Genomic DNA, 12,332 nt, shown 5'->3' with positions numbered 1-12,332 from the left:
ATCGTGGTCACTCCAACTCTCCCGCCCCTGAACGCAGGAACTCCCGGAGTCCTGAGCCGAACCGCAGCGCCAGCCCCCGGCATCGTGCACCTCGGCTTCGGCAACTTCCACCGCGCACACCAGGCCGTCTACACGGATGCAGCCGTCGCGGCGCACGGCGGAGACTGGGGAATCATCGGAATCTCGAGCCGCTCAAGCGCCATCACCGATGCCATGCACGCACAAGACATGCTGTACACCGTCGTCGAGATCTCGCCCGACGGATCGAAGTTCTCGACGCCGCGCGTGCATACGGACGCCTTCGTTGCAGCACACGACCCGCAGCGGGTTGTGGCCGCCATTGGCGACGAGAGCACGCGCATCGTGTCCCTCACGGTTACGGAAAACGGCTACACCTACAGCCCGGCAACAGGCTCCCTGAACGTTGCCGATCCCGACGTTCAGCACGATCTCGCCACCGGCTCGGCCCCCCGCACGCCGATCGGGCAGATCGTCCGCGGACTCCAGCAGCGGGCACGGACCCACGGCAAAGCAGTGACGGTCCTCAGTTGCGACAACCTCGCAGACAACGGGCACCACACCCAGCGCCTGGTCCGCGAATTCGCCTCACTGTTGCCGACAGCTGAAGCCGCCGAGACGTTGCATTGGATCGGTGCCAACGTCACCTTCCCGTCGTCCATGGTGGACCGGATCGTGCCCGCCACGACAGACCACTACCGTAGCCTTGTCGCCGAGCAACTCGGTTACGCCGACCAGATCCCCGTACCTGCCGAGCCCTTCACAATGTGGATCCTGGAGGACAACTTCATCGCTGGCCGCCCGGCATGGGAGGCTGCGGGAGCCATCTTTACGGACGACGTCGCGGCGTACGAGCAGCTCAAGGTCCGCCTCCTCAACGGCACCCATTCGCTGATCGCCTACCTCGGAGCCCTGTCCGGTGCAGCCACCATTCCGGACGCCACGGGCATCGACTACATCGAAGCCGCCGCCCGCCATGTACTCCGTGATGAATACCTGCCGAGCGTGACGGTGCCCGCAGCAGTCGACGTCGAGGCCTACGAGGAGCAACTCTTCTCGCGTTGGCGTAACTCGGCATTGGGGCACCGGACCAGCCAGGTGGGCAGCGATGGTTCCGTCAAGCTCCGCCAGCGGATCCCGATTCCAGCCTTGGAAATGCTCGACACAGGTGCGATGCCCCACTACCTCGCACTCACCGTCGCCGCGTACTTGTCGTGCATCGCACCTCTTCGGGGATTCGACCCCGGCAACCACGCCAACGAGATGCAAGACCCCGCCCGGAAGACACTCCAGGAGCTCGCAGCGGGATCCTCCTCCGGACAGGACCTCGCCGCCAAGGTACTCGGCGAACACCGTCTCCTAGGAGACGAGCTTGCGACGCGTGGAGACTTCATCGGCCGCACCGGTGAACTGATCGACATCATCCATCGGCAAGGCCCCCTCGCCGCCGCAAACGCGGCAGCCGAGTCACCCTCACTACTTCCCGCACAGACCCGGAGCATCCGATGACCACCCAAGCAGTCCGCCGCGCCGACGGATCCTCCCTCCCGCTGAGCACGGAAGCGGCCGTCCTGCACGGCGCAGGAGATCTCCGTATCGAACAGAAATCGCTGAAGCCCCTCGGACCGAACGATGTCCTGGTCGAGATGCGCTCAGGCGGCATCTGCGGCTCCGACATGCACTACTTCGCCGACGGCCGCAATGGCACCAACGTCCTTCGCCAGCCCACGGTTCTCGGCCATGAAGGTGCGGGCGTCGTCGTCGCGGGCGGTGAGGCAGCCAGAATTGCCGTGGGCACCGCCGTCGTGATTGAACCGGCGCTGCCGTGCGGGAACTGCCCCACGTGCCTCTCCGGACGCTACAACCTCTGCCCGACGGGGACGTGCTTCGGTTCTCCGCCTACCGACGGGCTGTTTGCCCGCCACGTAGTGGTGCCCGAAGCCGCCCTTCACGTTCTGCCGGAAAGCGTCCCCGCCGAGGTGGGGGCAGCGATCGAGCCGCTTGCCGTCGCCGTCTGGGCCGTTGAACGGGCACAGGTAAAGGCCGGCCACCGGGTGCTGATCACGGGCGCGGGGCCGATCGGACTGCTCGTGGCGCAAGTGGCGGCCTCCCGTGGCGCGTCGGAGATCGTCGTGACCGACGTCAACGACGACCGCCTGGCTGTTGCCGCCCGGTTCGGCGCCTCCCGGACCATCAACACCGCAGTGACGGCCTTGGAGTTGAAGGACCTGGATCGCCTGATCGAGTGCTCCGGCAATACCCGTGCACTGGCCGACGGCATCTATGCCCTTGCCCCGGCCGCCCGGGCCACCGTGGTGGGCCAGGCCCGCCCCTCCGTCGACGGGATCCCGCTCGGATTCCTCCAACGTTATGAAATCGATCTGGTGACCGCATTCCGGTACGCCAACGCGTTCCCGACGGCGATTCAGCTCGCCTCCTCAGGCGTAGTGGACCTCCGGTCAATCATCACCGCAACATATCCACTCGCCAACGCCGCGGCCGCACTCACGGCCCCGGTGACAGACCCCACCAACCTCAAAGTCCTCATCACCTACTGACTCGGCCCAAGTACGGGCCAGCGGACATCCATTCAAAGGAGTATGGAAATGACCACAGCAGCAAACCTCCCGCCCACGCCGGTGGACCAAAGCAAGGTCCGGAAGGCCGCCGTCGCCGGACTCATCGGCACCACCCTTGAGCTCTACGACTTTGTCATCTACGGCACTGCGTCCGCACTCGTGTTCAGCAAGCTCTTCTTCCCCAACATTTCCCCCGCGGCGGCGCTGCTGGCCAGTTTCAGCACCTTCGCCGTCGGATTCCTGTTCCGTCCGCTCGGCGGGATTTTCTTCTCCCACTTCGGTGACCGCCTCGGCCGCAAGTGGGTCCTGGTAGTCACTCTGCTTCTCATGGGCGGGGCGACGCTGGCGATCGGGCTCCTGCCGACCTTTGGCCAGATCGGACTCTTTGCCCCGATCCTGCTCTGTGTCTGCCGCGCAGCGCAGGGCTTCGGCGCCGGTGCTGAACAATCGGGCGGCGCAACGCTGCTCACCGAATCCGCCGCGCCTGGAACCCGAGGCAAGCTGGCGTCCCTCATCATGGTCGGCGCCGCCGCCGGAACGGCACTCGGAGCACTCGTGTGGATCGCGGCGCAGTCCTTGGCACCCAACGACATGCTCACGTGGGGTTGGAGGCTCGTCTTCCTCTCCAGTATCTTCGTCACCATCGCCGCGCTGGTCATCCGGCGCAAGCTGGACGAATCACCGGTCTTCGAAGAGATCAAGCAGGCCCGCACGGAACCCCCGGCACCCCTGCGGGAAGTTGCCAAGTACGGCAAGGCCAACGTCCTGCGCGTCATCCTGATGAACTTCGGCGTCAGCACCCAGTCCTACACCATCCAGGTGTTCATGGCCTCCTACCTCATCAGTGTGATCGGAACGGACCCTAAGTTCATTCCTCCAGTACTCCTCATCGGTTCGCTCTGCGGCGGCGTCGCGGCTGTGTCCTTCGGAATCCTTTCCGACAAGATCGGGCGCCGGCGCGTCGTCTCACTCATCACCGGGGCACTCATCCTCTTCCCTGCCCCCGCGTTCCTGCTGCTGACCACCGGCTCCCCGGTAGCCATCGTGCTGGTGATGATCATCGGTTTCATGCTGGCCTGCCAAGGCGTGGTGGGCGTGCACATGAGCTACTTCCCTGAGATCTTCGGCAGCCGTTACCGCTATGCAGGCGTCACCTTGGGCCGCGAATTCTCGTCCATCATCGGCGGAGGCATCGCTCCGATGATCTGCGCTGCCCTGCTGGGCATGTTCAGCAACTCCTGGATTCCCGTGGCGATCTACATGTCGGTGACCATGCTCATCAGCTTCATCGCCACGCGGATGACCCCGGAGACCCTGAACCGCGACCTCACGGATCCTGAGGACGCCGCGCAGGGCAAAAGCAGGGTTGTTCCGGTGACCTCCGAAGCGCAGCACGTCCAATAGCACCCGAAGGTCTCCCGACGGCGGCGCGTGCCGCCGTCGGGAACGCCCGCCAGCCAACCAAGATACGAAGGACATCCAATGCTCCGCCTCGAGAACCCGGGCACTGCCTCCCGTCCGGCCCCGTCCGCGATCCTCCGCGACTCCAAGGTCGTTGCAGTGCTGCGCGCCAGACACGCCAAGGACTACGGCCCTGTGATCGAAGCCCTCCGGGAAGGCGGGGTGCTCAGTATCGAGCTGACGCTGAGCACGCCGGGGGTATTCGAGGAACTTCCCCTGCTAAAGGAGCGGTTCGGCGGGTCTGTGGAAATCGGCGTCGGCACCGTGACCACTCTTGGCGAGGCCGAAACGGCACTCGACCTGGGTGCCGCGTACATCGTTACGCCCATCACCGAACCGGACGTCATCACCGCCTGCACTCAACGCGGCGTGCCCGTCTTTCCCGGTGGGCTCACCCCCACCGAGCTCCACACCGGTTGGAAGCTGGGCGCCACCGCCGTCAAAGTCTTCCCCGCTTCCACAGTCGGCCCCGGCTACGTGTCCCAACTGCGCGGCCCCTTCCCCGACATCCAAGTGGTCCCTTCCGGCGGCGTCGAAATCGATGACGTACCTGCATGGATTCGCGCAGGGGCATTGGCTGTCAGCCTCGGAGGACCGCTCCTCGGCGACGCGTTCGAAGGCGGGAGCTTGACTGAACTGACCGCACGGGCCCGGCGGGTCCGCGCGCTCGTCGACGAGGCAGGTGGCGAGAAGAGATGACCACCAAACCTTATGTCGTCACCCTCGGCGAAACCATGGCGCTCATGGCGTCGGACAAGGCCGGCCCGCTGGCCCATGCGTCCACCTTGAGCCTCGGTATCGGAGGGTCTGAGTCCAATGTTGCCATCGGCCTGCAACGTTTGGGTGTCCAAGCCGTCTGGTGCGGCCGCATCGGGGCGGATTCCCTCGGCCAGCTTGTAGAACGGGAGATCCGCGCCGAGGGCGTGGATGTGCGCGCCATAGTCGACGACGACGCGCCCACGGGCCTGATGATCAAGGAACGTCGGACCCCCTCAGCCCAGAAAGTTGCGTATTACCGCTCCGGCAGTGCGGGCTCACGGATTGTCCCCGACGACGTCGACGATGAACTGATTGCGGGGGCGGCGTTGCTCCATGTCAGCGGCATTACCCCGGCGCTTTCTCCCCAGGCAGCGTCCACTTTTCGCTTTGCCATCGCTGCGGCCAAAGCATCCGGTGTTCCTGTTTCCTTCGACCTGAATTACCGCAGCAAGCTCTGGAACGCCGAAACCGCCGGAAGTGCCTACCGCGAGATTATCCCGGACGTCGACATCGTGTTCGCCGGCCTCGAAGAGGCCGAACTCGCGGTCGGGACAGTCTGCGACGCCGAAGAGGCCGCCAGACGCATCGCCGCCATGGGGCCCAGCCAGGTGGTTATCAAGTTGGGCGCAGACGGCGCCTTGGCATTCGTCGACGGCCAGGTTTTCAGACAGGACGCACTCGTCATCGAAGCCCTCGATACCGTGGGCGCCGGCGACGCTTTCGTCTCCGGCTACCTGGCCGAATTCGTAGAGGGCATGGGCACGGAGGAGCGTCTTCAGACAGCCGTCAGCACGGGCGCTTTTGTTTGCCTCGTACCCGGCGACTGGGAGGGGCTCCCCCGGCGCGATGAACTGCCACTCCTTGGCAACCATGAACCGGTCAGCCGATGAGCACATTCTTTGTAGGGGCCTATGCGGCGGCACCCAGTTTGAGCGGATGGGATCCGTCGGCTGAAGGCAGGTTTCTCAAATCTGTCCTGGAACTGGACGGCGTTGCCGGCCTCGAAGTCCCCTTCGCGGGGAAACTGCACAAGGACGACGAATCCTGGTTCTTGCGGCAGTTGCCCGGGCAAGCAGAGTTCATCGTGACAACCATTCCGGGGACCATGGCCCGCCTTGGCTCAGACCCCGGCTTCGGCCTGGCCTCAAGATCCAGTGCCGGGCGCCAGGCGGCATTCGACTTCATTCGAGAGGCGCTGAATGCCGCCGGAAGGCTCAACGAGAGCCTTGGTCGAGCCGCGGTTGTTGCCGTCGAGATCCATTCGGCGCCTTGGGCAGACGGACAACGGGCTTCTGCGGCCGCCTTGGCCGACTCGCTGAAGGAAATATCCGACTGGCAGTGGAACGGAGCGCAGATTGTGCTTGAGCACTGTGATGCATTTGTCCCCGGCCAGGCCCCCTCCAAGGGATTTCTCCCTCTCGAGGTTGAAGCGGAAACAATGCACCGCGTGAACGAGTCAAGTGGCCGGTCCATGGGCATTGCCGTCAACTGGGGCCGTTCAGTCATTGAGCAACGCAGACCGGACGCCGCTCTGGAGCACATCAACTTCCTGCGCGGGGGTGACCTCCTCGGAGGGTTGGTGCTGTCAGGCTGCGCAGGGGTTGATACCCGGTACGGTCCGGCCTGGTCTGATGTACATGTTCCTCCTGCACCCCGTACCGAGAGGCACGCCGGTCCGTACGTCGAATCCGTCGCGGGCCTGGATGTCCTTGAGGCGTCGTCCCTCCTGACGGTGGACCGCATGGGGGAATGCTTGCGCGCGGCAGGTCCGGCGAGCGGCAGGAATTTTCGGGGAATCAAGGTTGCCGCCCCTCCGCACGCAACCGTGGAGCAGCGCGTGGCCGTCATTTCGAAAACCCTTGAGCTGGCCCGCCATGCGGAGAGGAGGGACGAGCGGAGCGGGACAAGCAAGTAGCGGGACATCAGACCAGAGGCGACGAATGTCCATGGCCAGGCAAGGGGCCTAGACTATATGGGCTCCGTCGGTTCGAGGAAAGCGAGGTGTGAGCGTGCCGGATGGCCCCGTCACTGGAGACAGCGATGCCCTTGTAGCAGGTCGGTACAGGCTGGGAACCCTGATCGGGCGCGGCGCGACAGCGTCAGTGTACCGGGCGCAGGATGAGAGGCTCGGCCGCCATGTGGCGCTGAAGCTCTTTGCTCCCCTGATGGGAGGGCCGGACGAGCTTGCCCGGCATGAAAACGAGATGCGGCTCCTGGCGACATTCAACCATCCGTCCCTCGTCACTCTCTTCGACGCGGGTACCGACCATCGGGACCCGGAGCATGCCCGGACATTCCTCACGATGGAACTGATTCATGGTCCGGACCTGCATGCCAGATTGCGGAGCCGAGCGCTGGCGAACCAGGACGTGGCCCATATCGGGGCGGATCTGGCTTCGGCCCTGGAATACGTCCATGGGCGTGGGATCATCCACCGCGATATCAAACCCGCCAATGTCCTCCTGGCTGATGGTCCCGCAGGATCCCCCATCCGGCCCAAGCTCACCGACTTCGGAATCGCCCGCATCATCGAGGGAACACGCCTGACAGCAACGGGCACCATGGTGGGAACCGCGGCATACCTGAGCCCGGAACAGGCCACCGGCTCCACCCTCGGACCGGCAAGCGATATCTACTCCCTCGGACTTCTGCTCCTCGAATGCCTCACCGGAAAGCTCGAATATCCGGGGACGAGCGTCGAGTCGGCCGTTGCGAGGCTGCACCGCCCACCCCGTGTACCGGAGGCCCTCGGTTCGCGCTGGGTTGACCTGCTCACCGCGATGACATCGACTCAGCCTTCCGCACGGCCCGGCGCGCGAGACGTTGAGCAGGCACTCCGGGGTGCCCTCAGTTCCGGCGTCCCTGCGGCGATGCCCGTTGGCGCCAACGGAGCCACACAGACCCTTCCCCGTATGCCCGACCGCCCGCCCCGCACGGCCAAAGCAAATATCCAGACGCGCGTTCAGCCTGTGGCAACGTCGGGCGAAAGCGGAGGCGAGAGTACCGTCGTCGTGCCGCCCGTACGAAGCAGGCGCCAATGGCGGGGGAAACCGCTAAGCCGCGCGCGCAGATCGGCGTGGGCTGTCGGCGGCGCACTTCTTACCTGCGCCCTGGTGGTCGGTGGTGTGAGCGCCTTCCAGCCGCCCGCTCCCGCCGCCCCGGAGCCGTCCGTCGCGGCAACGCCCACGCCCGGCGCCCCTACGTCAACCCCAACACCCTCACCGAGCATTGAGACATCGACGCCGGTTGGGCCGGTTCCTGTGGTACCGGCCCCCGGGCGCCACAAGGGCAACGGCAAGGGAAATGGCGGTTAGGAACCTGGGCCTGGGCTGACGAACGCTAGCTTTGCGGGTCGTACATGAACTCGCGGAGCTCCTGCGGGCAACGGCAGGCCACCGCGATCTTCCTCGCCCACTCGACCGCCTCCCCGCGCGTCGGAAGCTCCAGCACGGTGAACCCGCCCTTGAGTTCGGAGCCGGGATAGATATCGGTGCTCACCGAGCCGTCGGCGGAAACCAGTACGGGATCGACTTCCTCTTCGATCCCACCGCCGAAGACGTAGACGCCTGCGGCCTTCGCCTCCTCGATCACAGCGTGGGCATCGGCGGAGACAACCGGGAACTCCTCGTCGGTGAGCACCAGGGCTGCGCTCGGGAAGGAAATGAGGTATTTGGTCATGCCTCAAGGGTCCCCCACGGTCGGGCCGGACGGCAACGACGCGTTTGGTTGCCGTCCGGGTTGAGCCTGTCTGTAGTTGTTAGAGCCCGCTGTCGCGGGTGTCCCTGGTCACGATGCGTTCCCCCGTGGCGGGGTCTACTGTGGCGCGGCTTTCGCTGATTCGACGGGTCCGGCGAGGGCCGAACACGAAGAGGGAAACGATCAAGCCGATCACGCCGACGACCATGAGGATGTAGCCCACCATATGCAGGTCAATGAATGACACGACATCCCCGGGGACGGCGAAGGCCAGAATGGCGCCAATGGCGATAAGGAAGATGGATGATCCGATACCCACTGCTGTACCTCCTGCTGAACCGCGGACCCGGCGGTGCGGGTATTACTAAGGTTGCTTTGCATCGCCAAAACTACACGTCAGCACCTCATCCGGCAACCACATGCCTGCATCGGCATCCCCGCGGACATGACTTAAAACAGTAAGGGTGCTTTGCTTTTTGGTGGCTGCCGGGTACGGTCGATTGAGGACCATATGTATCTATTGGGGAGGTCAGCGAATGGCGGGCAAGTTTGAACTGTTTGTCGATGCCCGCGAACGGTACCGGTTCCGGCTGAAGGCAGCGGACGGGACTGTCATGGCGGTCTCGAAAGATTTTGAGACCAAACGCGCTGCAGTGGTGGGAATCCGCGAAGTGCGGGCATGTGCGGGAATGGGACTGATCACGGACCTGTGTCCGAGCCGGCCGGCGGCATCCGGACCAGCACCGGGAATCTCCGCGCCGGACCCTGCCGAAGCGGAGCCGGGCCGGGTCCGGAACTGGCTGGGCCGAACCTCTATAGTTCGCAGGCGCGGCTACAAAGCACTGACGTCCAAAGATGGCCGAACTGGTCGAAATAGCGGCGTCAAGTAGCGCCGGACCGCAGAAATGGCCGGGTCTCTCTTCCCAGAGCGCGGACCCGGCCTTTGTCTGTTTGGCTTACTTCGAGGCCGGAGCCTTCTTCCCGGTCAACGCGGCCCAACGGGAAGCGAGCCCCCACTTGGTGACGTTGATCATGGCCTCAACAACAATGTTGCCGCTCATCTTGGAGGCCCCGAGCTCGCGCTCCACGAAGGTGATGGGGCGTTCAACGATCTTCAGGCCAAGCTTGGCGACCCGCCACGCCAGGTCCACTTGGAAGCCATAGCCAACCGATTCGACCTGGTCAAGCTTGAGCGCCTCAAGGGTGCTGCGACGGAACGCGCGGTAGCCTCCGGTGATGTCTTTGATCTTCAACCCAAGCATGAGCCGGGCATAGGTGCTGCCCGTGCGTGAAATCGCCTGGCGGTAGAGAGGCCAGTTCACCGTGCCGCCACCTGGAACCCAGCGTGAGCCCATGGCGAGGTCGGCGCCGTCGTTGATCGCCTCCAGAAGCAACGGCAATTGCTCGGGCTGGTGCGAACCATCGGCGTCCATCTCAACGAGGACGTCGTAGCCGGCGGCCATGCCCCACTTGAATCCGGCAATATACGCCGCGCCGAGGCCTTCCTTGCCCTTGCGGTGCAGCACATGGACCTGGCTGTCCTCGGCGGCGATGCTGTCGGCGAGCTGTCCCGTGCCGTCAGGGCTGTTGTCGTCGACGACCAGGACGTCGGAGGCGGGCACAGCCGCGCGCAGCCGTCCGAGGGTCTTGGGTAGCGATTCCAACTCGTTGTACGTGGGGATGATCGTCAGGACACGCAAGAAGAGGCCTTTCCTTGATGGAGCGGTCAGTGGGCCGGAGCAGCAGCGTGGCTGGCATTCAGGCGCAACTCTCCATTATAGGACGACAACTTGACGTACCTGCGGCCACCTGTGGCGTCCGCCACATGGGTCGTGCTTGGCCGCGGGCAGGTCCACTAGCCCAGGTCCAGTGCCGGCCCGCGTGTTGAACTCGAGGCCGAACCGTTTTCTGCGGCACAGTGGACCTGCCCACTACGAGTGCCACGGTTTTGGAAAACGGGTCCGATAACTGTTTTTGGCAGCGGACCCCACCGCGGCCAGACAACCAGGTGTTCCCTGTGGAAGCCTGTTGACCCTAAATGCTACGGACTTCACAAATCCTGTCAAGCGCCGTCTGAGCTGGGGCTTTATCTATACACGCAGGTCAGGGGCCCTCAGAACCGGCAAAGCTATCTGCAACTATGACCGCAAAGTTTCACTCGCGAAGATCTCCTGGCCTTCGCTCACGGTCTGCAGGCAAGCGGGATCGCTACCGCTGTCCAGCGCGGGGAGGAGCGGCGTTCGCGCGCGCGGATCGGTAGACCAGGACTGGACGCGGTCATCGGCCACCTGCACCATCAGCTCTTCGACTTCCCACACTGCGAAACTTGCAGGGGCCCCGGGAACCAATTGCCCCATGAGCGGATTGCGCTCTTTGCCGGCCCGCCAACCAGCCCGGGTGTGTCCGAGGAACGCCGCCCGCGCCGAGATGCGTTGATCCGGATTGCTGTGTTCCAAGCATGCCCTGACACTGGACCATGGGCGCAACGGGGTGACCGGGCTATCGCTTCCAAAGCAGACAGGCACGCCGGTGGAGTAGTAGGAAGCGAAGGGGTTCATGGCCAAGCTTCGCGCCCCCAGGCGCTGCTCGTACAGTTTTCCCGCCCCGCCCCAGGTGGCATCGAAGGCGGGCTGTGCGCTCACTGTAATCGAATACTTCGCAAGCCGGGCGAGATCGCCGGCATCCGCCATTTCCACATGCTCGAGGCGGTGCGCGGCGGCACGGACCCGTTGCTCCCCCACTTCCGACGCGGCAAGGTCCAAAGCATCCAGCACCGTCTTCAGTCCCGCGTCGCCAATGACGTGGAAGCCTGCCTGGATACCGAGCACTGAACAGGCCGCAATGTGGGTGGCGGCTTCGTCCACGGAGACATAGAGGCTTCCGCGATGGCCCGGCGCGTCTGCGTAGTCTTCGCTGAGGGCAGCCGTTCGCGAACCGATGGAACCATCGATGTTCAAATCACCGGCCAGGCCAAGAACGGAAACGCCCAAGCCTTCCAGGATGGCCGCGGCATGCTCGGCCGATGTCGCTAGTTCGCCCCAATAGGGAAGGATCCCGGGGACGCCCGCGCTGCCGTCGTTCCACGATGCGGAGTTCCACGACGCAGACATCCGAAGGTCGTCGACGCTGCAAATGTGCGGAGCCGCCATTTCGGCCAGGGCGACATAACCGTTGGCCGCAGCCTCGCGGAGGGCCAGTTCCTGGTATCGGCGGCGTTCGGTGTCGGGGAACTGCCTGGCGACCAGCCGCGCCGCGGTGTGGGCAGCCCTCAGGACGCGGGCGGAACCGTCGTACCCGTCCAGGCCGTTCAGGCCCGCGGCGGATGCCAAAGAGGATGAAGCGAGGGCAGAGTGCGCGTCCACGCGCGCCAGGTACACCTTGCGCCCGCCCGCGGCCCGGTCGAGCTCCTGCGGCGCGGGCAGCGTCTTTTCGTGCCATAGCGAGTCATCCCAACCGTGGCCAAGCACGGCACCGGTGGTGCCAAGAGCCCTGGAGGCCAGGGCGACGGCGTCGAGCAGCTCCCGTGCCGAGCGGACCCCGGCGAGCTGGACGGAATCGGAAGCAATTCCGGTCTCCGTGAGGTGCATGTGGGAGTCCACGAAACCGGGCGCGAGCAAGGCTCCCCGGAGATCGATGATTTCCATCGAAGAATCGGCAATCGACGTGGCTGCCTGCTCCGAACCAACCCAGGCAACAGTGTCTCCGTCAACCAGCATTGCCGTCGCAAAGGGATCAGCGGCTGTGTAAACGGAGCCGTTCCGGTACATCGTGACCTTGCGGGGCCGGGTATCGGCAGGCACGCTTGGATGAGTCATGGAT

At 64.7% G+C, this 12,332-nt stretch carries 12 protein-coding genes; 8 read left to right on the top strand and 4 right to left on the bottom strand.

Features of this window, described 5'->3' with window-relative positions; translation table 11 throughout:
• Positions 1–3: 3 nt before the first annotated feature.
• The 7 genes from QRN59_RS09125 to QRN59_RS09095 all read left to right on the top strand — a co-directional run bounded on the left by QRN59_RS09125 (position 4) and on the right by QRN59_RS09095 (position 8,131).
• Positions 4–1,527 (top strand): mannitol dehydrogenase family protein, encoded by a 1,524-nt coding sequence (locus QRN59_RS09125; RefSeq protein WP_284982201.1) that lies wholly within the window; start codon positions 4–6, stop codon positions 1,525–1,527.
• Positions 1,524–2,576: an NAD(P)-dependent alcohol dehydrogenase gene (locus QRN59_RS09120; RefSeq protein WP_284982200.1), complete on the top strand. Its 1,053-nt coding sequence runs from the start codon at positions 1,524–1,526 to the stop codon at positions 2,574–2,576. Before QRN59_RS09125 ends, QRN59_RS09120 begins: the two co-directional genes overlap by 4 nt.
• A 48-nt stretch (positions 2,577–2,624) precedes the next feature.
• Positions 2,625–4,001, top strand: coding sequence for an MFS transporter (locus QRN59_RS09115; protein WP_284982199.1), 1,377 nt, complete (start codon positions 2,625–2,627; stop codon positions 3,999–4,001).
• Between the two features lie 78 nt (positions 4,002–4,079).
• Complete coding sequence (locus QRN59_RS09110; protein ID WP_284982198.1) at positions 4,080–4,757, top strand: bifunctional 4-hydroxy-2-oxoglutarate aldolase/2-dehydro-3-deoxy-phosphogluconate aldolase; 678 nt, start codon at positions 4,080–4,082, stop codon at positions 4,755–4,757.
• The gene (locus QRN59_RS09105) at positions 4,754–5,707 is read left to right on the top strand and encodes a sugar kinase (protein ID WP_284982197.1); all 954 of its coding nucleotides are present in this window, start codon (positions 4,754–4,756) and stop codon (positions 5,705–5,707) included. The genes QRN59_RS09110 and QRN59_RS09105 overlap by 4 nt, the downstream gene beginning before the upstream one ends.
• The gene (locus QRN59_RS09100; protein ID WP_284982196.1) at positions 5,704–6,732 is read left to right on the top strand and encodes a DUF4862 family protein; all 1,029 of its coding nucleotides are present in this window, start codon (positions 5,704–5,706) and stop codon (positions 6,730–6,732) included. The genes QRN59_RS09105 and QRN59_RS09100 overlap by 4 nt, the downstream gene beginning before the upstream one ends.
• Before the next feature lie 88 nt (positions 6,733–6,820).
• Positions 6,821–8,131, top strand: a complete 1,311-nt coding sequence (locus QRN59_RS09095) for a serine/threonine-protein kinase (RefSeq protein ID WP_284982195.1) — start codon at positions 6,821–6,823, stop codon at positions 8,129–8,131.
• Between the two features lie 25 nt (positions 8,132–8,156).
• Here the strand turns inward: QRN59_RS09095 and QRN59_RS09090 are convergent, their stop codons facing one another.
• Together QRN59_RS09090 and QRN59_RS09085 are read right to left on the bottom strand one after the other, a co-directional pair.
• Positions 8,157–8,495 (bottom strand): YciI family protein, encoded by a 339-nt coding sequence (locus tag QRN59_RS09090; RefSeq protein WP_284982194.1) that lies wholly within the window; start codon positions 8,493–8,495, stop codon positions 8,157–8,159.
• Positions 8,496–8,574: 79 nt separating this feature from the next.
• Positions 8,575–8,832 carry a DUF6458 family protein gene (locus QRN59_RS09085; protein ID WP_284982193.1) on the bottom strand — a complete coding sequence of 86 codons (258 nt, stop codon included), beginning with the start codon at positions 8,830–8,832 and terminating at the stop codon, positions 8,575–8,577.
• Positions 8,833–9,049: 217 nt separating this feature from the next.
• Between QRN59_RS09085 and QRN59_RS09080 the strand changes: the two genes are divergently transcribed.
• Complete coding sequence (locus QRN59_RS09080) at positions 9,050–9,403, top strand: YegP family protein (RefSeq protein WP_284982192.1); 354 nt, start codon at positions 9,050–9,052, stop codon at positions 9,401–9,403.
• Positions 9,404–9,469: 66 nt separating this feature from the next.
• Here QRN59_RS09080 and QRN59_RS09075 read toward each other — a convergent pair whose 3' ends face one another.
• Positions 9,470–10,213 (bottom strand): polyprenol monophosphomannose synthase, encoded by a 744-nt coding sequence (locus tag QRN59_RS09075; protein WP_284982191.1) that lies wholly within the window; start codon positions 10,211–10,213, stop codon positions 9,470–9,472.
• A gap of 438 nt (positions 10,214–10,651) precedes the next feature.
• Entirely contained in the window at positions 10,652–12,328 is a 1,677-nt protein-coding gene (locus QRN59_RS09070) for an amidohydrolase (protein WP_284982190.1), read from the bottom strand.
• Positions 12,329–12,332: the final 4 nt, after the last annotated feature.

It is taken from the genome of Arthrobacter sp. efr-133-TYG-118 (genome assembly GCF_030209755.1).
Lineage (GTDB): Bacteria > Actinomycetota > Actinomycetes > Actinomycetales > Micrococcaceae > Arthrobacter.
The sequence above is the reverse complement of the archived record's forward strand: the minus strand, read 5'-3'. Positions and strand labels throughout refer to the sequence as shown.